The sequence below is a fragment of the Microbacterium sp. 22215 genome, from assembly GCF_052045655.1.
GTDB classification, from domain to species: Bacteria; Actinomycetota; Actinomycetes; order Actinomycetales; family Microbacteriaceae; genus Microbacterium; species Microbacterium phyllosphaerae.
Window position 1 is genome coordinate 21,267 of record NZ_JBQEPC010000003.1, and the last position, 21,675, is coordinate 42,941.

At 68.4% G+C, this 21,675-nt stretch carries 19 protein-coding genes; 14 read left to right on the forward strand and 5 right to left on the reverse strand.

Going from position 1 to position 21,675, the window contains the following annotated elements; all coding sequences use genetic code 11:
* The first annotated feature begins 45 nt into the window (after positions 1-45).
* From ACTJKH_RS06115 to ACTJKH_RS06135, 5 genes are read left to right on the forward strand one after another with little or no spacing between them, the layout of a single operon-like run.
* Positions 46-201, forward strand: coding sequence for a hypothetical protein (locus tag ACTJKH_RS06115; RefSeq protein WP_440736170.1), 156 nt, complete (start codon positions 46-48; stop codon positions 199-201).
* Between the two features lie 15 nt (positions 202-216).
* Complete coding sequence (locus ACTJKH_RS06120) at positions 217-1,713, forward strand: hypothetical protein (protein ID WP_440736171.1); 1,497 nt, start codon at positions 217-219, stop codon at positions 1,711-1,713.
* Positions 1,710-3,143: a DUF2252 domain-containing protein gene (locus tag ACTJKH_RS06125; RefSeq protein WP_440736172.1), complete on the forward strand. Its 1,434-nt coding sequence runs from the start codon at positions 1,710-1,712 to the stop codon at positions 3,141-3,143. Before ACTJKH_RS06120 ends, ACTJKH_RS06125 begins: the two co-directional genes overlap by 4 nt.
* An 8-nt stretch (positions 3,144-3,151) precedes the next feature.
* Positions 3,152-3,871, forward strand: coding sequence for an ion channel (locus ACTJKH_RS06130; RefSeq protein WP_440736173.1), 720 nt, complete (start codon positions 3,152-3,154; stop codon positions 3,869-3,871).
* A complete protein-coding gene (locus tag ACTJKH_RS06135) occupies positions 3,868-5,496 on the forward strand; it encodes an MFS transporter (RefSeq protein WP_440736174.1) in 1,629 nt (542 codons plus the stop codon). The genes ACTJKH_RS06130 and ACTJKH_RS06135 overlap by 4 nt, the downstream gene beginning before the upstream one ends.
* Positions 5,497-5,511: 15 nt before the next feature.
* On the opposite strand, the gene ACTJKH_RS06140 is transcribed toward ACTJKH_RS06135, so the two are convergent.
* Positions 5,512-6,495, reverse strand: coding sequence for a LacI family DNA-binding transcriptional regulator (locus tag ACTJKH_RS06140; RefSeq protein ID WP_440736434.1), 984 nt, complete (start codon positions 6,493-6,495; stop codon positions 5,512-5,514).
* A gap of 160 nt (positions 6,496-6,655) precedes the next feature.
* Between ACTJKH_RS06140 and ACTJKH_RS06145 the strand changes: the two genes are divergently transcribed.
* From ACTJKH_RS06145 to ACTJKH_RS06165, 5 genes are all read left to right on the forward strand, one after another.
* Positions 6,656-7,573, forward strand: a complete 918-nt coding sequence (locus ACTJKH_RS06145) for a carbohydrate ABC transporter permease (RefSeq protein WP_210097372.1) — start codon at positions 6,656-6,658, stop codon at positions 7,571-7,573.
* A 46-nt stretch (positions 7,574-7,619) separates the two neighbouring features.
* Positions 7,620-8,465 (forward strand): carbohydrate ABC transporter permease, encoded by an 846-nt coding sequence (locus ACTJKH_RS06150; RefSeq protein ID WP_210099125.1) that lies wholly within the window; start codon positions 7,620-7,622, stop codon positions 8,463-8,465.
* A gap of 68 nt (positions 8,466-8,533) precedes the next feature.
* Positions 8,534-9,895, forward strand: a complete 1,362-nt coding sequence (locus ACTJKH_RS06155) for an ABC transporter substrate-binding protein (RefSeq protein ID WP_440736175.1) — start codon at positions 8,534-8,536, stop codon at positions 9,893-9,895.
* A gap of 65 nt (positions 9,896-9,960) precedes the next feature.
* Positions 9,961-11,712 (forward strand): glycoside hydrolase family 35 protein, encoded by a 1,752-nt coding sequence (locus ACTJKH_RS06160; RefSeq protein ID WP_440736176.1) that lies wholly within the window; start codon positions 9,961-9,963, stop codon positions 11,710-11,712.
* A gap of 37 nt (positions 11,713-11,749) precedes the next feature.
* Positions 11,750-12,115, forward strand: a complete 366-nt coding sequence (locus tag ACTJKH_RS06165) for an HNH endonuclease (RefSeq protein WP_440736177.1) — start codon at positions 11,750-11,752, stop codon at positions 12,113-12,115.
* 9 nt (positions 12,116-12,124) lie between these two features.
* On the opposite strand, the gene ACTJKH_RS06170 is transcribed toward ACTJKH_RS06165, so the two are convergent.
* Both ACTJKH_RS06170 and ACTJKH_RS06175 read right to left on the reverse strand, forming a co-directional pair.
* Positions 12,125-12,646: a GAF domain-containing protein gene (locus ACTJKH_RS06170; protein ID WP_440736178.1), complete on the reverse strand. Its 522-nt coding sequence runs from the start codon at positions 12,644-12,646 to the stop codon at positions 12,125-12,127.
* A complete protein-coding gene (locus ACTJKH_RS06175; RefSeq protein WP_440736179.1) occupies positions 12,643-13,140 on the reverse strand; it encodes a metallophosphoesterase family protein in 498 nt (165 codons plus the stop codon). Before ACTJKH_RS06175 ends, ACTJKH_RS06170 begins: the two co-directional genes overlap by 4 nt.
* Positions 13,141-13,288: 148 nt before the next feature.
* Between ACTJKH_RS06175 and ACTJKH_RS06180 the strand changes: the two genes are divergently transcribed.
* Positions 13,289-14,749: an MFS transporter gene (locus ACTJKH_RS06180; protein WP_210097367.1), complete on the forward strand. Its 1,461-nt coding sequence runs from the start codon at positions 13,289-13,291 to the stop codon at positions 14,747-14,749.
* A 75-nt stretch (positions 14,750-14,824) separates the two neighbouring features.
* Here ACTJKH_RS06180 and ACTJKH_RS06185 read toward each other — a convergent pair whose 3' ends face one another.
* Positions 14,825-15,856: a S66 family peptidase gene (locus tag ACTJKH_RS06185; protein WP_440736180.1), complete on the reverse strand. Its 1,032-nt coding sequence runs from the start codon at positions 15,854-15,856 to the stop codon at positions 14,825-14,827.
* A gap of 92 nt (positions 15,857-15,948) precedes the next feature.
* Here ACTJKH_RS06185 and ACTJKH_RS06190 point away from each other — a divergent pair, with 92 nt between their 5' ends.
* Positions 15,949-16,155 (forward strand): AsnC family protein, encoded by a 207-nt coding sequence (locus ACTJKH_RS06190; protein ID WP_259160017.1) that lies wholly within the window; start codon positions 15,949-15,951, stop codon positions 16,153-16,155.
* Positions 16,156-16,232: 77 nt separating this feature from the next.
* The gene (locus ACTJKH_RS06195; RefSeq protein ID WP_440736181.1) at positions 16,233-18,116 is read left to right on the forward strand and encodes an ABC transporter ATP-binding protein; all 1,884 of its coding nucleotides are present in this window, start codon (positions 16,233-16,235) and stop codon (positions 18,114-18,116) included.
* Between the two features lie 140 nt (positions 18,117-18,256).
* Here the strand turns inward: ACTJKH_RS06195 and ACTJKH_RS06200 are convergent, their stop codons facing one another.
* Positions 18,257-20,119 (reverse strand): phosphoenolpyruvate carboxykinase (GTP), encoded by a 1,863-nt coding sequence (locus ACTJKH_RS06200; RefSeq protein WP_440736182.1) that lies wholly within the window; start codon positions 20,117-20,119, stop codon positions 18,257-18,259.
* Between the two features lie 109 nt (positions 20,120-20,228).
* On the opposite strand from ACTJKH_RS06200, the gene ACTJKH_RS06205 reads away from it, so the two are divergent.
* Positions 20,229-21,671, forward strand: coding sequence for a helix-turn-helix domain-containing protein (locus ACTJKH_RS06205; RefSeq protein ID WP_440736183.1), 1,443 nt, complete (start codon positions 20,229-20,231; stop codon positions 21,669-21,671).
* Positions 21,672-21,675: the final 4 nt, after the last annotated feature.

Here is a 21,675-nt window from a genome sequence, read left to right on the forward strand (position 1 = left end):
TGAAAGGGTGACGCGGCCGTACGCCCTGAGCCCGAGAGTGGCACCGTGAGCCATGCGAACGTGCCTGAGGAGTCACCCCTCATCATCGGGGCGCTCATCGGCGAGGCCCTGCTCGGTGCTCTGGTGTCGATCCCGATCACCGCAGCGATCCTGCTGGTCATCACGCAGGTCCTCATCCCCGTCAGAGCGCGAAAAGTCTGAGGAAGGAGAACCCTCATGGCACGGTCCACCGTCCAGGAGCTGCAGCGGCGCCTCGCTGCCCTCGAAGCCGAGAACAGCGCGCTCCGCGGCGGCATCCCGGCGGTCACCCCCGCCCCGACGCCCGGTCCGGTCGAGTCGCGCCGCCGATCCCGCGGGTGGGGACGCACCTTCTCGGCGACCGTCCTGATCGTGCTGGGAACGCTCGTCGCCCCTCTCGCACTGGTCGCGGCCTGGGGGAACGTGCAGCTCACCGACACCGACCGTTTCGTCGCGAGCTATGCCGGCCTCGCGACCGACCCCGCCGTGCAGGCGGCGGTCACCGATCAGGTCGTCGAGGCGATCGACGGGCAGGTCGACATTCCGGCCCTCACCACGGACGTGATCGACGGCGTCATCGAGCTCGGGACAGGCCCGGCGGCGACCCGAGCGCTGGAGCTGCTCAAGGGACCTGCCGCGCAGGGGCTCCAATCGCTGGTCGCCACCGTGGTCGAACGCTTCGTGGAGTCCGAGGCGTTCGCGAACGTCTGGGCGAGCGCGCTGCGCATCAGCCATTCGCAGGTGGTGTCGGCACTGCAGAACGACCCGGATGCGGCGATCGCTCTCGGGTCCGACGGCACGATCGGGATCCAGCTCGCACCGATCATCGAGGCCGCGAAAGAAGTCCTCGTCGATCAGGGCGTCGAATTCGCAGCGTCCATTCCGACGGTCGACAGGACCATCACCGTCGCGCAGGTCGACTCGCTCCCCACGGTGCAGCTGGCATATCAGCTGGTGGTGGCTGCAGGTCTCTGGCTGCCCTGGGTGGCGATCCTCCTGCTCGCGGCCGGTGTGCTGGCAGCTCGGCGTCGCTCCGTCGCACTGATCACCGCCGCGCTCTCCCTCGGCCTGGTCATGGTGATCGTGCTCGCCGGCCTCGCGGCTGGGCGGATCTTCTTCGACGCGGCCATGCGCACGAACGGCATCCCCGTCGATGCCGGAGGGACGATCTACGAGCAGGTCGTCGGCGCCATGCGCGACACGGCCGTGGCCGTCCTGGTGCTCGCGCTCGTCACCGCGGTGGTCGGGTGGTTCGCAGGCCCCTTCGAGGTTCCCCGCCGTCTCCGGGCTGCCGCGAAGGCGGGTGCTGCGGCGCTTCGCGCGACGCTGGAGCGCCGTGGTCTCAGCACCGGGCGCGTCGGCGCGTGGTTGCACTCGCGGCGGACGCTCCTCCGCGTCGCCATCACGCTGGTCGGCGCAGCAGTCGTCCTCCTCGTCCGCCCTCTCAGCACGTCACTGATCCTGTGGACGCTGGCCTTCGCCCTGCTGGCGGTGCTGATCCTGGAGCTCGTCGAGCGACCTCCCTCCGCCGAGGAAGACGATCAGGACGATGCCCCGACGCACGAGGCCGAGAAGCCGCCGGCGGACGACGAGATCGGCCGTGCGAGCCCTGTCGTCGCGGGCGCCCCCGGAGACCCTGCCGTCCCTGCCGTCTCTGCCGTCCCTGCCGTCCCTGCCGGAGAAACCCTCCCATGAGCGCGACGACGGAGGCCGCGGAGCCCTTCGCCGCACGTCGCTCGGCCGGGCGAGCGGCCCGCGTGCGGGCGCCGAGGTCGCAGCTCGGAACCTGGTCGCCTTCTCCTGACCGCCCCGACCCGATCTCCCTGCTCGAGGAGCAGGGAGAGTCGCGCGTGCGAGAGCTCACCCCCGTGCGGTATGCCCGGATGTCGACGTCGCCGCTGGCCTTCTACCGGGGAGCAGCGCTGCTGATGGCATCCGACCTGGCGTCGGCCCCGCACACCGGCATCATCACGCAGCTCTGCGGCGATGCGCATCTGTCGAACTTCGGGCTCTACCGCACCCCCGAGCGGCTCCTCACCTTCGACATCAACGACTTCGACGAGACGTCGCCCGGGCCCTTCGAGTGGGATGTGAAGCGGCTCGCGGCGAGCTTCGCCGTGGCGTCGAGGTACCGAGGCTTCAGCGCCGAAGACGAGCGTTCATGCGTCCTCGCCGCAGCCCGCGGGTATCGGTCGGCGATCCGCGCGGCGGCCAAGGCCACGGTGCTCGATGCCTGGTACGACCGACTGGACGCCGACCGTGCACGGCGGGTGATCCGCGAGGAACGGCGCGATCGACACGTGGGCGACGACGAGGTCCGCCGTCTGGACGCCACCATCGCGAAAGCGGGCACTCGCGACAGCCGGAAAGCGTTCAGGAAGCTGGTGAGCAAGGTGGACGGGCAGCTCCGGATCACCGCCGCCCCACCGCTGATCATGCCCGTCGAGGACCTGCTGCGCGATGCCGGAGATGCCGGACTTGCCGCCGATGATGCGCAGGTCATGCGCCGGATCCTCGACGGCTATCGGGAGACGCTCGGCGGCTCTCGGCATCCGATCGCGGAGTATCGATACCGGCACATGGCACGCAAGGTCGTCGGCGTGGGAAGCGTGGGAACCCGGGCGTGGGTGATCCTGCTCAGCGGTCGCGACGATGACGATCCGCTTCTGCTCCAGGCCAAGGAGGCCCAGGCGTCCGTCCTCGAGCGCTTCCTCGGCGCGAGCGAGTTCGACAGCCACGCGGAACGCGTCGTCCGAGGGCAGCGCCTCATGCAGGCGGCGAGCGACATCTTCCTCGGATGGCAGTCCATCACCGGTCTCGACGGACAGCACCGTGACTTCTACCTTCGGCAGCTCCAGGACGGGAAAGGAGGGATCGATCCGGATGCCATGACGGTTCGAGGTGCGACTCTGTACGCCAGGATCTGCGGCGAGACCCTCGCCCGCGCGCACGCACGGGCCGGCGACAGGGTCGAGATCGCCGGATACGTCGGGCGGAGTGCGGAGTTCGAGGAGGCGATCGCGGACTTCGCGTCCGCATATGCCGCACAGAACCAGCACGACTTCGACGCCCTCACCGGGGCGCTGGCATCCGGGCGGCTTCCGCACGGCGGCGACGAGAGGTGAGTCGGGCCATGCGCGACGTCGTCACCGCCGTCTGGGATCGACGCTCCGGGTACTGGCTGGTGATCGCACTGCTCATCGTCGCGTATGCACTGTGCGCGGCGCAGGGAACGACGGATCCCAGCCCGTGGGCGCTCATCGTGCAGCTCGTGACCGTCGCCGTCGTGCTGTGGGTGACCGAGGCGCATCAGAGGGTGCAGCACACGGCGTGGGTCATCCTGTCTATCGGGGCTGTCGCCACCCTGGTCGTCGCGCTGCTGGGTCTGCGCGGCGATGTGCTCGACATCGCCCTGTCTGCGGCATCCGCGCTCGCCTTCCTACTCGCACCGGTGGCGATCATCCGTCACCAGGTGCACCGGCGAGGACTGGACGTCGAGGCGCTGCTCGCCGCGATCGCCGCGTACGTGCTCGTCGGCATGTTCTTCACGCAGGTGTACAACCTCGTGGCGCTGGTGACGGTCGCGCCGACGTTCGGCGACCAGACGGTCGACTCGCTCTCGAGCCAGCTCTTCTTCTCGTTCACGACGCTCACCACCACGGGTTACGGCAACATCGTTCCGGTGTCTCCGGGTGTGCAGGGGATCGCCGTCGCCGAGGCGATCACCGGACAGCTCTTCCTGATCACCGCCGTGGCTCGGATCATGCGCGGCTCCCGGCGGCCCGCCTATGAGGAGGCGAAGACCCCGGGTCCCCACCTCGCCGCCGGATCCTCACCAGGAGGGCAGTCATGAAGAGATGGAACGTGGTGTTCGTGCTGGGCGCCGCCCAGTTCGTGATGGTGCTCGACGGCACCGTCATGAACGTGTCGATCTCGACGGTCGTGACCGACCTCGACACCTCGGTGGCCGCGATGCAGGCGGCCATCACCTTCTACACCCTGACGATGGCCGCCTTCATGCTGTTCGGTGCCAAGCTCGGCGACGTGTGGGGCCGCCGCCGAGCGTTCGTGATCGGCTCGTGCGTCTACGCACTCGGGTCCCTGATCACGGCGGTGAGCCCCTCGGTCGGATTCCTGTTCCTCGGCTGGTCCATCATCGAGGGCCTCGGCGCGGTTCTGGTGATACCCGCCATCGCCGCCCTCGTGGCCGACAACTACCAGGGGCGGGAGAGAGCGACGGCGTTCGCCGTCATCGGCGCGGTCTCGGGCGCGGCCGTCGCCGCAGGGCCCCTGATCGGCGGCGCGGTCACCACCTACTCCAGCTGGCGCTTCGTCTTCGTCGCCGAGGTGGTGATCATGCTCATCGTCGTGCTCTGCGCGCGGATCATCACCGACTCCACCCCGCGGCAGATGATCCGCATCGACATCGGCAGCGTCCTGCTGTCGTCGGCAGGACTCGTGCTGATCGTGTTCGGGATGCTGCAGAGCAAGACATGGGGGTGGGTGATCCCCCTGCACGCTCCCGAGATCGCGGGTGTTCCGGTCGCTCCCCTCGGGGTCTCGCTGACCGCATGGTGCATCGGCCTCGGCGCGACGCTGATCACGCTGTTCATCCGATGGCAGCGCCGTCTCCTGCGCGACGGGCGATCCCCTCTGATGCAGCCGGACCTGTTCTCGATCACCACTCTGCGCAGCGGCCTCTCGGTGCTCGGCGCGCAGTACACGGTGACCGCCGGACTCTTCTTCATGGTGCCGGTGTACCTGCAGATGACGCTCGGTCTGGACGCGCTCGAGACAGGGATCAAGATCTTCCCCCTCTCCGTCGCCCTGGTGCTGTTCTCGATCGTGGGGACGGCGCTGTCACGGCGATGGTCGCCTCGACGCATCGTGCGCGTCGGCCAGTCGATCCTCGTGCTCAGCGCGGTGCTGCTGCTCGGCTCGATCACGGAAGACCTGCGCGGCGTGTTGTTCGGCATCGGCATGTTCCTGACGGGCAGCGCCCTGGGGCTTCTGGCCTCACAGTTGGGCAACGTGAACATGTCGAGTGTGAGCGAGAAGGACACGAGCGAAGCCGGCGGGCTGCAGGGAGTCTTCCAGAACCTCGGCTCCTCGCTCGGCACCGCGCTCATCGGCTCGCTGCTGATCGGAGCACTGTCGACGTCGTTCGCGTCCGGCGTGGCCGCCAGCGATCTTCCCTCCGAGGTGCGCACGACCGTGAGCGCGGCGACCGATCGCGGCGTCACCGTGGTGCCGGCAGCCGACGTGGTCGGCATCGGCGAGGCCGCCGGTCTCACCGATACCGAGGCGACCGAACTCGCGGGGATCTATCGCGAATCGCAGCTGTCATCGCTGCGCGTGGCATTCGTCGGCCTGATCGTGATCAGCCTGCTGTCGATCCTGTTCTCGCGCGGCATCCCGGCAGAGGCCATGATCCGCCGGCGAACGGGCGCCGACGCGAGCGAGCCGGAGAGGACCTGATCCGTCAGCCCGAGGTCAGCGGCGAGGGGATGCCGTGCTCTCGCGCACCACGAGCTCTGTGCCGACGAGGGGCGTCTGGGTGCGCTCACCCCCGTCGAGTTCGGCGAGCAGTGCATCCACGGCCAGCGCGCCGACGCGCTCGGGATGCTGCTGCACGGTGGTGAGCGGGGGCCAGAGCTGCGCCGCGTCCGGCAGACCGTCGAAGCCGACGACACTGACGTCTCCCGGGATGTCGCGACCTGCCTCGCGGAAGGCCCGGACGACGCCGATCGCCATCTGGTCGTTCGCCGCGAAGACAGCCGTGACCGTGGCGTCGTCTCGCAGCCGGAGACCCGCCCGATAGCCGGACTCGGCCGACCAGTCGCCCTGCAGCGGTTCGGGAGCCACGACTCCGCGTGACTCGAGCGTCTGCCGCCAGGACTCGCGTCGCCGCTCCGCCGAATACGACTTCGCGGGGCCTGCGATGTGCCACACCGTCCGGTGCCCGAGGTCGAGCAGGTGCTCGGTCGCGAGTCGGGCCCCCTGGGCCTGATCGGTGTCGACGAACGGATGCGCGTCGCCGCGATTCGAGTCGACCAGCACGACCGGGAGGCCGTCGGGGATCTCGACCTCGGCCTCGTCGAGCTGATGAGCCTCGATCACGATGATGATCCCGTCGACGGCGTGCTCTTCGAGTCGGCGGAAGGCCCCGGCCACCGTGTCGCGGGCGCTCGACTCGACGGGGATCAAGGTGAGCGCGTACCCCATCTGCGAGGCACGCACGGCGATCGCGTCGAGGGTGCGCTGGTTTCCGTACGAGCTGAAGGAGAACATGATCACGCCGATCGCGCGGAAGCGCCCCGATCGCAGGGCTCGAGCGGCGCTGTTGGGCCGGTAGCCGAGCCGCTGCATGGCGTCTTCGACGCGCACTCTGGTCGTGGCGCCGACGTAGCCGCGGGCATTGACGACACGGGAGACGGTCTGGCCCGAGACGCCCGCTTCGCGCGCGACGTCCTCCATCGAGGGGTCTCTGCGCCGCTGCGGCGGCTCTGCCGACTGCTCCGAGGTCACGATCAACCATCCATTCATATGTTGACGTTGACACACTACCAGCGCATCGCATATGTTGACGTTGACACACGGCGCGGTGAGCGCTCGATCTCTAAGAAGGTTCTCGTCAATGACGACTCAAGATTCCGCAGTACTTGCGGGCCACGGCATCCGCCGGCGCGAGAAGCGCGACTGGAAGGGATGGGCCTTCGTGGGCCCGTTCATGGTCGTCTTCGCACTGGTGTTCCTCACACCCCTCGCGTACGCCCTCTACCTGAGCTTCTTCCAGGAGAAGCTCATCGGCGGCACCGCGTTCGTGGGCTTCGACAACTATGTGCGCGCACTCACGGACTCGCAGTTCTGGGAGGCGTTCGGCCGCGTCGTCCTGTTCCTCGTGGTGCAGGTGCCGATCATGCTCGTCCTCGCCCTCGCCGCAGCTCTCGCCCTCGACAGCGCACGGCTGCGCGGAGCATCCTTCTTCCGCATCCTGATCTTCCTGCCGTACGCCGTGCCGGCCGTCGTCGCCGTGCTCATGTGGGGTTACATCTACGGCGACCAGTTCGGTCTGACATCGAACCTCAACGACTTCCTCGGCAGCGACCTCATCACCCCGTTCGCCCGTGAGTGGATCCTGATCTCGATCGGCAACATCGTCACGTGGCAGTTCGTCGGCTACAACATGCTGATCTTCTACTCCTCGCTGAAGACCATCCCGACCGACATGTACGAGGCGGCATCCCTCGACGGCGCCGGAGCGTGGCGCACGATCTTCTCGATCAAGATCCCCAACGTCCGCGGTGCTCTCGTGATCGCCACGATCTTCTCGATCATCGGCAGCTTCCAGCTCTTCAACGAGCCCAACATCCTGCGCCCCCTGGCCCCGAACGTGATCACGACGTACTTCACCCCCAACATGTACGCGTACAACCTCTCGTTCGCCGGACAGCAGTTCAACTACGCCGCGACGATCGCCATCATCATGGGCGTCATCACCGCGGTCATCGCCTACGTCGTGCAGCTGCGCGGCTCGAAGTCTGAGGTGCGCTGACATGGCACTCCCCCTCGCCCGCTCCACGCAGAAGCGCCACGACCTGATGAACCCGCGCAAGTCCAAGACGCTGCTGATCGTGATGGTCGCGTACGCGCTGTACACGCTCGTGCCGCTCGTCTGGCTGCTGTTCAGCTCGACCAAGACGCAGTCAGGACTCTTCAGCTCGTTCGGCCTGTGGTTCTCCGACGACTTCGCGTTCTTCGACAACCTCGTCGCCACGTTCTCGTACCAGGACGGCATCTTCCTGCGGTGGCTCGGCAACACGCTGCTCTACGTCGTGGTGGGCGCCGGAGGAGCGACGCTCCTGGCGACCATGGCCGGCTACGGCCTGGCGAAGTACCGCTTCCCCGGTCGCCCCGCGGTGTTCGCGGTCGTCCTCGGCGCGGTCGCCGTGCCCGGAACGGCCCTCGCGGTGCCGACCTTCCTGCTCTTCAGCGAGCTCGGCCTCACGAACACGCCGTGGGCCGTGATCATCCCGTCGCTCATCAGCCCGTTCGGCCTCTACCTGATCTGGGTCTTCGCCTCCGAATCCGTGCCGACCGAGCTGCTCGAAGCCGCCCGCATCGACGGCGCCGGCGAGTTCCGCACGTTCTTCACGATCTCGATGCGTCTGCTCGCCCCCGGCATCGTGACCGTCGCGCTGTTCACCGTCGTGGCGACCTGGAACAACTACTTCCTGCCGCTGATCATGCTCTCGGACCCCGCGTGGTACCCGCTCACCGTCGGTCTCAACCAGTGGAGTTCGCAGGCGATCGGCGCGGGGTCGCAGCCGATCTACAACCTCGTGATCATGGGCTCGCTGCTCACGATCATCCCGATCGTCATCGCCTTCCTGCTGCTGCAGCGCTTCTGGCAGTCAGGTCTCACCGCCGGAAGCGTCAAGCAGTAGCTCCCGGCATCCCTCTGCACCGCACACGTCGGTCCGACGCTGGACCGCACCCCCGAAAGGACACAGCAATGAAGCACCTTCCCTCCCCCGCTGCACGGCGCGCCCTCGCCGTGCTCGCGGCCGGCACCGTGGCAGCGCTGGCGCTGGCCGGTTGCAGCACCGGCGACGCAGGCTCGGGCTCCGGCTCCGCCGCCGGCGACGGCTCGTTCGACTCGGTCGAAGCGGCTCTCGAGAAGGGCGGCGAGATCACGTACTGGTCGTGGACCCCCTCCGCCGAGGCGCAGGTCGCCGCCTTCGAGAAGGAGTACCCGAACGTCAAGGTGAACGTGGTCAACGCGGGCACCAACAACGAGGAGTACACCAAGCTCCAGAACGCCATCAAGGCCGGCTCCGGCGCCCCCGACGTCGTGCAGATCGAGTACTACGCGTTCCCGCAGTTCGCGCTGACCGACGCCTTCGTGGACCTCTCGCAGTACGGCTTCGCCGACTTCGAAGACGACTACACCGCCTCGACGTGGAACTCCGTCACCGACGGCGACGCGATCTACGGCCTGCCGCAGGACTCGGGCCCCATGGCCCTCTTCTACAACAAGGCCGTGTTCGACGCCGCCGGTGTCGCCGTGCCGACCACGTGGGACGAGTACTACGAGGCCGCCAAGGCGATCCACGCCGCGAACCCCGACGCCTACATCACCAACGACACCGGCGACGCGGGCTTCGCGACGTCGATGATCTGGCAGGCCGGCGGCAAGCCGTTCGCCACCTCGGGCACCGACGTCACGATCGACCTGCAGGACGACGGCTCCAAGAAGTGGACCGAGAACTGGAACCGCCTCGTCGAGGAGGACCTGCTCGCGCCCTACGGCAGCTGGAGCGACGAGTGGTTCCGCGCCCTCGGAGACGGCAGCCTCGCGACCCTCGTGATCGGCGCCTGGATGCCCGGAAACCTGATCACCGGAGCCCCCGACGGAGCCGGTGACTGGCGTGTCGCGCCGATGCCGACCTATGACGGCACCCCGGCGACCGCCGAGAACGGCGGCGGCGGCCAGGCCGTGACCACGCAGAGCAAGAACCCGGAGCTCGCAGCCGGATTCCTGTGGTGGCTGAACAACTCCGAGGACAGCATCTCGACCTTCCTCGAGTCGGGCGGATTCCCGTCGACCACCGCCGAGCTCTCGAGCGAGGAGTTCCTCGCCGACGCACCCGAGTACTTCGGCGGCCAGAAGATCAACGAGGTCCTCGCGGCCGCGGCCGATGACGTCGTCGAAGGCTGGAGCTACCTGCCCTACCAGGTCTACGGCAACAGCATCTTCGGTGACACCGTGGGCCAGTCGTACCAGAACGGCACCGACCTGAACGAGGGGCTGGTGACCTGGCAGGATGCGCTGGTCGAGTACGGCAACTCGCAGGGCTTCGCCGTCAACAAGTAATCGCACGTCCGGGCCGGACGGGGACACTCTCCCCGTCCGGCCCTCCCCATCGAAAGCACCTCATCGTGACCTCCTTCTCCATCGGCGAGACAGACTTCCTCCGCGCAGGGCGCCCCCACCGGGTGATCGCCGGAGCCCTCCACTACTTCCGCATCCACCCGGACCAGTGGCAGGACCGCATCCGCAAGGCCCGTCTGATGGGACTCAACACGATCGAGACCTATGTCGCCTGGAACGCCCACGAGCCGCGGCGCGGTGAGTGGGACGCCTCCGGGTGGAACGACCTCGGACGCTTCCTCGATCTGATCCAGGCCGAGGGCATGGATGCGATCGTCCGCCCCGGCCCCTACATCTGCGCCGAGTGGCACAACGGCGGCCTTCCGAACTGGCTCACCGCCGGCGAGCGCGAACTACGGTCATCCGAACCCAGCTATCTCGCCGATGTGAGCGAGTACCTGCGCCGCGTCTACGAGATCGTCGCCCCGCGGCAGATCGACCGCGGCGGCTCGGTCGTGCTCGTGCAGATCGAGAACGAGTACGGGGCCTACGGCTCCGACAAGGCCTACCTCGAAGCGCTCGTCGCCTTGACCCGTGAGTCGGGCATCACCGTCCCCCTCACCACCGTCGACCAGCCGACCGACCAGATGCTCACCGACGGCAGCCTGCCCGAGCTGCACAAGACCGGATCCTTCGGCTCGCGCAGCGCCGAACGCCTCGCCACGCTGCGCACCCACCAGCCCACCGGCCCGCTGATGTGCTCGGAGTTCTGGGACGGATGGTTCGACTGGTGGGGCGGCGTGCATCACACCACAGACGTGGATGCCGCGGCCGCCGACCTCGACGAGCTCCTCGCGGCCGGAGCATCGGTGAACATCTACATGTTCCACGGCGGCACCAACTTCGGCCTCACGAACGGCGCGAACCACAAGGGCCGCTACCTGCCGATCGTCACCTCGTACGACTACGACGCCCCTCTCGACGAGGCCGGCGACCCGACCGCGAAGTTCTTCGCTTTCCGCGACGTGATCGCCAAGTACGCGCCCGTGCCCGATGAGCGTCCGGAATCCGCCGTGCCCTCGCCCGCGTTCTCGGTGCCGCTCGCCCTCGCAGGTTCCTGGACGGATGCCGCGGCGAGCGCGCCCGTCACCGACGCCCCGGCGACGTTCGATGAGCTCGAGCACCTGAGCGCCCTCGTCCGCTACGACGTCGAGCTGCCGGACCGCCAGGGCGGCGAGCTCGTGCTCGACGAGGTACGCGACCTCGGCTGGGTGAGCGTCGACGACCAGGTCGTCGGAACACTCTCCCGCACACGCCACGACCGCGTGCTGCGCATTCCCGCCGGGCGCACCCTCAGCATCCTCGTCGAGGAGCAGGGCCGGGTGAACTACGACCACCGTCTCGGCGAAGAGAAGGGCCTCATCGGGTCGCCGACGCTCAACAGCGTTCCGCTGACCGGGTGGCGCTCGACACCGTTGGACGTCGCGGAGATCGCGGCCGAGATCGCGGCGCGGCACGCGCACGGGGTCGCGGATGCATCCGATGGGCCGGCCGGCCCGTCGGCATGGGTGGCCGACTTCGACCTCGACTCCCCCGCGAACCTCTTCCTCGACACCGCGTCGTGGAGCAAGGGCTTCGCCTTCGTCAACGGGTTCTTCCTCGGGCGGTACTGGCGGAACGGCCCGCAGGGCACGCTCTTCGTGCCTGCGCCCGCGACCTCCCCGGGGACCAACCGCCTCGTGGTGCTCGAGCTCGAGCACCTGCTCGCCCCCACCGCCGATTTCGTCTCGGCACTCGCTCTCGGCGACACAGAGGAATAGAGCGCAGGCACGGGCATCCGCCCAGTACCGTGTCTCTGTGCCGCGCCGAAGGTTCTCCACCCCCACGCCCGCTGCGCGCGCCCGCTATGCGAAGCGACGCCAGGGCCGCGTGGCACGGGCGGACAACGACCTCACCATCGAACAGTGGACGTGGCTTCAGGGCGCCTGGGGAGGCTGCGCATATTGCGGAGCCGTCGACCTCGCCCTGCAACGCGACTGCGTGATGCCGATCTCCCGAGGCGGCCGTTACACCGTCGAGAACGTGGTGCCCGCGTGCGGATCGTGCAACGCGAGCAAGCGCAACGACGAGGTCACGTCGTGGCTCCGACGCAAGCGACTCGACGAGCGCGCCTTCCTCGGCCGATACGCCGCCATCCTCCGCGACCTGCGCCAGACCGATTGAACGGCCTCATCACCCGCCCCGGCGCACCTCCCAGACAGCGGCGGTGAGGCGAGCGGCATCGGCCCGGGTGATGCTCTGCCAGTTGCGACCGCCGCGCGCGAACGCCTCGTGCACGCCGGACGGCACCGCGACTGGCTCGACCGGACGATCGAGCCAGTCGCATGCGCGCACGTGGACGAGATCGGCATCTCGCGCCTCGGGCGAGGCGTCGTAGCGCCAGGGTCCGGTGATCCGGCCCAGCCACAGCAGTCCGTCGACGTCGCGCGTCCAGACGAAGGATCTTTCGGGGGCGGAGACGAACCTCTCCAGACGGCGGGCCATCCGCTCATCGAAGGCGGCATCGACGGCGGCGAGCGCGTCTGCCGGCGAATCCGGGGCGCGGTCGAGGCGTCCTCCCACGCCGCAGACCCCGATCTGCAGTGCGCGCTCGACCGCGAGCCCCTCGCGCACCCCGTCATCGCGCGACCGCATCGGGGCGCGGTGCACCGCGGGAACCTCGACGTGTTCGTCCGCACGACGTGCGGTGGTCATTCGATCGGCACCAGCGTTGCCGCGATCCGTGCGCCGTCGATCGCGACCGTCATCATCGTGCACTCCGGCTGACGGCGGCGGTCGGTGGGCGATCCCGGATTGAGCAGCCGCATCCCGGACGGGGCGACGGTGTCCCACGGGATGTGGGAGTGCCCGAAGACGAGCAGATCCACTCCGGGGAACGCGGCGTCCATCCGTTCCTCCCGACGCTGCTTCTGCCCCGTCTCGTGCACCACTGCCACGTCGACCTCTTCGACGCTGAACCGGGCGATCTCAGGCAGCCGATCGCGCAACGCGCGGCCGTCGTTGTTGCCGTACACGGCGTACAGCGTCCGTGCCCTCGACTCGAGCACGTCGAAGGTCGCGACATCGATCCAGTCCCCGGCATGCACGACGATGTCCGCCTCGTCGATGGCCCGGAGCACCGAGTCGGGCAGGCGTCGGGCGCGCGCAGGCACATGCGTGTCGGCGATCAGCAGCAGGCTCGTCGTCACGGCCTTCCCCCTCTCAGGCGGGCATCGGAGTCGGTTCCGACTCTACGCACGACCGTCGCCACGACGTCACACGCACCCAGCAAACACTCAGGAAGGCGTAGGATCTGTCGGTGCCTTGGTATACCGGGCCGCAGATCTAAGGAGCAGTATGAGTACGACCACAGCGCCCGCGAATCCGCGCTCGCGCGTCATCACGGCGAGCCTCGTCGGCACCACGATCGAGTTCTACGACTTCTACGCGTACGCGACCGCGGCCGTCCTCGTCTTCCCGGTGCTTTTCTTCCCCACCGGAAACGACACCACGTCACTGCTGTCATCCTTCGCCGTATTCGGCGCCGCGATGGTCGCTCGCCCGATCGGTGCGGTCGTCTTCGGCCACTTCGGCGACAAGTTCGGACGCAAGGCGACGCTCGTCGCCTCCCTGCTGACGATGGGCATCGCCACGTTCGTGATCGGCCTGCTCCCCACATTCCAGCAGATCGGCTGGTGGGCCGCGCTGTTCCTCCTGCTGCTGCGTCTGGCTCAGGGCTTCGCGCTCGGCGGCGAGTGGTCGGGGGCCGCGCTGGTGGCCACCGAGAACGCTCCCAAGGGCAAGCGCGCCTGGTACGGCACGTTCCCGCAGCTGGGTGCACCGCTCGGCTTCATCATCGCCAACTTCCTCTTCCTCGGGATCAACTGGCTGCTGCCGCACGCCGAGAACCCGGCGCTCAAGTCCGAGGCGTTCCTGTCGTGGGGCTGGCGGATCCCGTTCCTGTTCTCGGCCGTGATGGTCATCATCGGGCTGTGGGTGCGACTGAAGCTCGTCGAGTCCGACACGTTCAAGAAGGCCGAGAAGAAGGGCGCGATCCGCAAGCTGCCGCTGGCGACGGTCTTCCGTCATCACTGGAAGCAGCTCATCCTCGGCACGTTCATCATGCTGGCCACCTACGTGCTCTTCTACCTGATGACGAACTTCACCCTCGCGTACGGTACGAAGCCGGCCACCCTCGAGACGGCGTCCGCCGCCGCGCAGGCCGCCGCCGAGGCGACGGGCAAGGACTTCGATGCGTCCGCCTTCGCCGCGCAGTTCTATCCGGGCCTCGGGTTCGCCTATACCGACTTCGTGCTGATGCAGATCGTCGGCGTGGTGTTCTTCGGCATCTTCACCCTGCTCTCCGGGCCGATCGCCGATTCGATCGGTCGCCGCAAGCTGCTGCTGTGGGTCACCGGGCTCATCATCGTGTTCGGCTTCACGTTCAACGCCTTCCTGCTCCCTGCGATGGACCCGAAGTTCACCGGCGCGCTCGCGCAGGCGTTCCTCGTGTTCGGCTTCATGCTCATGGGGGCGACGTTCGGCCCGATGGGCGCGCTGCTTCCCGAGCTCTTCCCGACGAACGTCCGCTACACGGGCTCCGCGATCTCGTACAACGTGTCGTCCATCCTCGGTGCGGCCGTGGCTCCGCTCATCGCCCTGTGGCTCTGGGAACTCGGCGACGGCGCTCCGTGGCTCGTCGGTCTCTACCTGTCCGCGATGGGAGTGCTGACGTTCATCGCACTGCTCCTGTCGAAGGAGACGAAGGACAACGACTACGAGGAGGACCTCGGCGTCGCCGCGGCCGTCGAACTCTGACACGTCGCCTCACGCGAAAGGGCGGCACCTCCTCGGGGGTGCCGCCCTTTCGCGTGCTCGGGGTGGCCGTAGGGCTCAGTACGAGGCTGTGACCGTACGCGCGGCCCCGTCGAGAGTCATCGTGCCGCCGTACGGCAGGATCCACTGGGGTCGCGTATGGCCGAAGGGCACTCCGACGCACACCACGGCATCCGGGTTGTAGCGCGCGACCGTCTCGATCACGACGTCGCGCTGCGCCGCGCGAAGGGCATCGGCTTCTTCGCGCGACGGCAGGAACTCGAAGTCACTCACGGGCGGACGCGCGACGACGACACCCGCGACGGCATCGAGGATGCCGCGCTCTCCGAGTCCGCGTACCCACCGACCGACCCAGCTCGCGGGCGGACGCTCCTCGCTCGTCTCGAGCAGCAGGATGCGGCCCCGCAGGTCATATGCCGTGGGCAGCCGGTCGGCGAGGGCCAGCTGATCGATCACCTCGAGGCATCCGCCCCATGTGCGCCCCTCGACGTGTACGTCCGGACCCGACCAGGTCCATTCCTCGGTCGGAGTGCGGTCGCCGTACTCCGTGAGAGATCGCGGGTCGGTCCACCGCCGCCCCACGTCCTCCGACTCGCCGGGTTCCGTGATCTCGACCGTGCCGCCGTCGAGCAGCGCCGCGCGCAGCGACCGCAGGTGCACGTCGTCGACCGCGGGCCCCGGGCCGAGATGCACGGCGGTGGACCCGCCGTAGTACCCGGTGACGCCGTGCTGCCAGAGCCAGTTGAGGATGTTCGTGTTGTCGCTGTAACCGAGGAAGGGCTTGGGATCGGCCTGCGCGAGTGCAGCGTCGAGGTGGGGCACGACGAGGATCTGATCGTCACCGCCGATCGTCGCGAGGATCGCGCGGATACCGGGGTCGGCGAAGGCCGCGTTCACGTCGGCGGCGCGGGCCTCGGGGCTCGCATCGAGCTGACGCGTCGTCGGATACTCGACGGGGATCAGCCCCGTGAGGTCCTGGAGCCTTCGCATCGCCTGCTCGTGGATCTCCGGCGCGACGGCGGGCGCCGCGAACGCGGGAGACAGAACGGCGACTCTGTCGCCAGGCTTGGGTTTCGGTGCAGCCAGCATCTGCCCAGTCTCGCACCGCGCACGCGGCGGCGCGCGTCAACATGAATTGACAGACTGCGATGCGTCAACAATGATTGACGCCGGAGGTCATCATGACGATCGAGACAGCACTGGCACAGGACGACGGCGGCGAGCCCCTCTCCGAACTCCACCGCCTCGCGGCACTGCGCACCGAGCTCGCCCGCTCGGAGGAGACCCAGGTGCGCCGCGCGCGCAACCTCGGGTACTCCTGGCAGGCGATCGCGAGCGCACTCGGCGTGACCAAGCAGGCCGCGCACCGCCGGTTCGGCAAGCGCTGAGGCGCATACAGCCCATCCACAGAATTCGGCCCTGCACGAAGTACGGTCGAACTACCCCTTTCAGAACGAGGTTCCGCATGTCCAGCACGGCGACGTCACGCCGACGCGGACGCGGCGCGCCGCAGGATGGTCCGCGCGCCACTTTCCGCCAGCTCCTCCCCTTCCTCTTCGAGCACAAGCGCACGCTCATCGTCGTCGCGGTGCTCAGCGTCTTCGGCGCTGCCACCTCGCTCGCGCAGCCGCTGCTCGTCGGACAGGTCATCGAAGCCGTGCAGTCCGATCAGGGCCTCGGCATCCTCGTGTGGGTGCTCGTCGGGCTCGTGGTGGTCTCGTCGATCATCTCGGGCTACCAGCACTACCTGCTGCAGCGCACCGGCACCGCCGTCGTGTACTCCAGCAGGCGCAAGCTCATCTCCCGCATCCTGCATCTGCCGATCAGCGAGTTCGACGCTCGTCGCACCGGCGACCTCGTCTCGCGGGTGGGCACCGACACCACGCTGCTGTACGCCGTGCTCACCCAGGGGCTCGCGGATGCCGTCGGCAGCGCGATCCTCTTCCTCGGCGCCCTGATCGCGATGCTCGTGATCGACCCGGTGCTGCTCCTGCTCATCGTCATCGTGATCGGCATCTCGGTCGTCGTCGTCACCGCACTCAGCGGCCGCATCCGCACCGCCTCGACCGCTCAGCAGGAGAAGGTCGGCGAGCTCGCCTCGGGCGTCGAGCGGGCCGTGGGCTCGATCCGCACCGTGCGCGCCTCCGGCGCCACCGAGCGCGAGACGGAGTCGGTGTCGACGCTCGCATCCGAGGCGTACGGCATCGGCGTGCGGATCGCGAAGATCTCGTCGCTGGTCGTACCCATCGCGGGTGTCGCCCTTCAGGTATCGCTGCTCGTGGTCCTCGGCGTCGGCGGATTCCGCGTCGCGGCCGGCGCGATCACGATCGCCTCGCTGATCACGTTCATCATGTTCCTGTTCATGCTCGTGATGCCGCTCGCCACCACCTTCGGAGCGATCACATCGGTGAATCAGGCGCTCGGCGCGCTCGGCCGCATCCAGGAGGTGCTGAACCTGCCGACCGAGACGCAGGACGACGCCGAGACCGCGGCCTCCTTCTCGCGCGATGCCCCCGACTCCGCGGCTCCGGCGATCGAGTTCCGCGATGTGCGCTTCCGGTATCCCGAGAACGTCGTCGCCGCCCGCCAGGCCGCCGCCAAGGAGGCGCAGACGCTGCTCGCCGATGCGCACCTCGAGTCCGCTGACGAGGCGACGCCCGCGCCCGAGCGCGAGGTGCTGCGCGGAGTGTCGTTCGCGGTGTCACGAGGCTCCCGCGTGGCGCTCGTCGGCCCCAGCGGTGCCGGCAAGAGCACGATCCTGTCGCTCGTGGAGCGGTTCTACGACCCCACCGGCGGCTCGATCCGCCTGTACGGGCACGACGCCCGCACCTACCCTCGTGACGAGCTGCGCGCGCAGTTCGGCTACGTCGAACAGGATGCGCCGACGCTCGCCGGAACCCTGGCCGACAACCTGCGACTGGCCTCACCCGACGCCTCGGATGCCGAGTGCGAAAACGTGCTGCGCGCCGTGAACCTGGGCGATGTGCTCGAGCGCAATCCGCTCGGGCTCGCCGCACCCGTCGGCGAAGACGGCGTCATGCTCTCGGGAGGTGAACGCCAGCGCCTCGCGATCGCGCGCGCCCTGCTGACCGACGCCCCGATCCTGCTGCTCGACGAGTCGACCTCATCGCTCGACGGGGTCAACGAGCAGCGCATGCGCGAGGCGATCGATGCGGTTTCGACCGACCGCACGCTCATCGTGATCGCGCACCGGCTGTCGACCGTGGTCGACAGCGACCTCATCGTCGTGCTGCAGGACGGCGTCGTCGTGGGTCAGGGCACGCACGCAGAACTCGTCGAGTCGACGCCGCTGTACCGCGACCTCGCGCGCCACCAGCTGCTCGCCTGACGCCCGGCACTGCGGCGAAGAAAGTACGCGAAGGCGGGATGCCGGAGACCACTCAGCCATGGGTTCGTCTCTGACGTCCCGCCTTCGCGGGTCTGGGAAAGGATGAGGCGCCGGCTCCCCCGAACCGGCGCCGGTCTGTGTCAGGCCTTGTCGAGCCTGTAGCGCAGCGACGCCAGCTCGGCGCGGAGCGCAGCCGGGACCTTGTCGCCGAAGGTGTCGTAGAACTCCTCCGTCAGGTCGGCCTCGGTCTTCCATGCCTCGGCGTCGACCGAGAACAGCTCGTCGAGATCGGCCTCAGGCACTTCGATGCCGTCGAGGTTGAGGTCCGAGACGATGGGCAGGCGACCGATCGGGCTGTCGACGGTGGACACCTCGCCGGAGATGCGGCGGATGATCCAGTCGACGACCCGCGAGTTGTCGCCGAATCCGGGCCACAGGAACCGGCCGTCGGATCCGCGGCGGAACCAGTTGACCTGGAAGATACGCGGGGCGCGGTCGAACCGGAGGCCACGACCCACCTTCAGCCAGTGTCCGAAGTAGTCGGCCATGTTGTACCCGCAGAACGGGAGCATCGCGAACGGGTCGCGGCGCAGTTCGCCGACGGTGCCCTCGGCAGCGGCCGTGCGCTCGGACGAGATGTTCGACCCGAGGAACACGCCGTGCGTCCAGTCGGTCGCCTCGACCACGAGCGGCACGTTGGTCGCGCGACGACCGCCGAAGAGGATGACGTCGAGCGGCACCGCCTCTTCCCAGTCCTCGGAGATCTGCGGGCACTGCGCGGCCGAGACCGTGAAGCGTGAGTTCGGATGCGCGGCAGGACGGTCGGAATCCGGGGTCCAGTCGTTGCCCTCCCAGTCGACGAGGTGCGCGGGCGCCTGATCGGTCAGACCCTCCCACCACACGTCGCCGTCCGGGCGCAGCGCGACGTTCGTGAAGATCGTGTTGCCCCAGAGGGTCTCGACGGCCGTCACGTTGGTCGACTCGCCGGTGCCGGGTGCGACACCGAAGAAGCCGGCCTCGGGGTTGATCGCCCACAGGCGACCGTCTTCACCCGGGCGGATCCACGCGATGTCGTCGCCGAGCGTCTCGACGCGCCAGCCGGGGATGGTCGGCCGCAGCATCGCGAGGTTCGTCTTGCCGCACGCCGAGGGGAACGCCGCGGCGACGTGGTACGCCTTGCCCGCGGGGTCGATGACGCGGATGAGCAGCATGTGCTCGGCGAGCCACCCCTCGTCACGGGCGATGACCGAGGCGATGCGCAGCGCGAAGCACTTCTTCGCGAGGATCGCGTTGCCGCCGTAACCGGAGCCGAACGAGTAGACCTCGAGCGTCTCGGGGAAATGCACGATGTACTTGTTGTCGTTGCACGGCCATTCGACGTCGGCCTCACCCGCGGCGAGCGGTGCACCGACGGAGTGGACCGTCTTGACCCACGGCGCACCGTCGGCGATCTGGCGGGTGACCGCGTCGCCGACGCGGGTCATGATGCCGATGGATGCCACGGCGTACGCGCTGTCGGTCACCTGGACGCCGATGTGCGAGAGCGGGCCGCCGACGGGGCCCATCGAGAACGGGACGACGAACATCGTGCGACCGCGCATCGATCCCTCGAAGATCTCGGTCATCTTCTCGCGCATCTGCGCGGGAGGCGCCCAGTTGTTCGTGGGACCGGCATCCTCTTCGTTCTCCGACGAGATGAACGTGCGGCCCTCGGTGCGGGCGACGTCGCTGGGGTGCGAGCGGGCGAGGTACGAGCCCGGTCGCCACTCGGGGTTGAGCTTGATGAGCTTGCCCTCGTCGACCAGGCCGCGCAGCAGCCAGTCGTTCTCGGCCCGCGAGCCGTCGACCCAGTGGATCGAGGCCGGCTGGGTGAGGGCGGCGATCTCGTCGACCCAGGCCGCGAGCTCTGCCATCGCAGGGGTGTCATACGTCGGAGCCGTCCCGAAGGTGCGCACCGGTGCGACGGATGCTGCTCGGGGGGTGAAGACTTCGGCGATCGCCATGACTACTCCTTTGAAGTGAGGGGCGTTTGTTCCATCATCTTCCGGTTCGACGCTGACTTTCGGCCATTCGTGGCGATAAGAATCGATGTTCTTTCGCTAGGATCAAGGAATGGCTCCCTCCGGCATCCACCTCGCGACTCTCGGCCACCGCATCCGACACCACCGCCTCGAGAAGGGGTTCACGCTCGATGAGCTCGGCGCGCTCGTCGGAGTGGCCGGCTCGCAACTGAGCCTGATCGAGAACGGCAAACGCGAACCGAAGCTCTCTCTGCTGCAGGCGATCGCGCACGCGACGGGCACCGAGGTCACCGATCTGATCTCCGGCGAGCCGCCGAACCGCCGAGCCGCCCTCGAGATCGAGCTCGAACGCGCCCAGGAGAGCCCGGTGTTCCGCCAGCTCGGCATCGCCCCCGTGCGCGTGACCAAGGGCATGAGCGACGACACGATCGAGTCGATGCTCGGACTCCACCGCGAGCTGCAGCGGCGCGAGCGCGAGGCGATCGCGACGCCGGAGGAGGCCCGCCGCGCCAACACCGAGCTGCGGCTGCGTATGCGTGCGCAGCACAACTATCTCGGGGACATCGAGAAGCTCGCCGAGAAGCAGCTGCGCTCGGCCGGCCACGTGCAGGGCGCGCTCACGCACCGCACGGTCAGCATCATGGCTGAGAAGCTCGGGTTCGAGCTCATCTACGTCAACGACCTGCCGCACTCGACGCGATCGGTCACCGACCTCGAGAACGGACGGATCTACCTGCCGCCGGCCTCGATCCCCGGTGGCCACGGCCTTCGATCCATGGCGCTGCAGGCGATGGCGCACCGCCTGCTCGGGCACACCCCTCCCACCGACTATGCGGACTTCCTGCAGCAGCGCCTCGAGATCAACTACTTCGCGGCATCCTGCCTGATGCCCGAGACCGCGTCCGTGGCCTTCCTGCAGCAGGCGAAGAAGGATCGCAACCTCGCGGTGGAGGACTTCCGCGACGCGTTCGGCGTCACGCACGAGGCGGCGGGCATGCGCATGACGAACCTGCTCACGCAGCACCTCGGGATGTCGCTGCACTTCCTCCGCGTCGACGCCACCGGTGCGATCACGCGGGTGTACGAGAACGACGACCTCCCCCTGCCGATGGACGTCACCGGTGCCGTCGAGGGTCAGCGCGTGTGCCGCAAGTTCCAGGCGCGGGCGGCGTTCACGCAGCAGAACCGCACGAACGAGCACCATCAGTACACGGACACGCCGTCGGGCACCTTCTGGTGCTCCACCCAGACCGGCGCTGCCGCCGACGGCGAGTTCTCGATCACGGTCGGCGTGCCCTTCGACGACGCCCGCTGGTGGCGCGGACGCGAGACGACGGATCGCGCCGTGTCGAGCTGCCCCGACGAGGCCTGCTGCCGCCGCCCCTCCGCCGATCTGACCGAGCGATGGAACGGCAAGGCCTGGCCGAGCGCCCGCGTGCACACGCACATGTTCTCGCCGCTCCCCCGCGGCGCGTTCCCCGGCGTCGACGACAACGAGGTCTACAACTTCCTGGGGCGTCACGCGATCGAGTGACGAC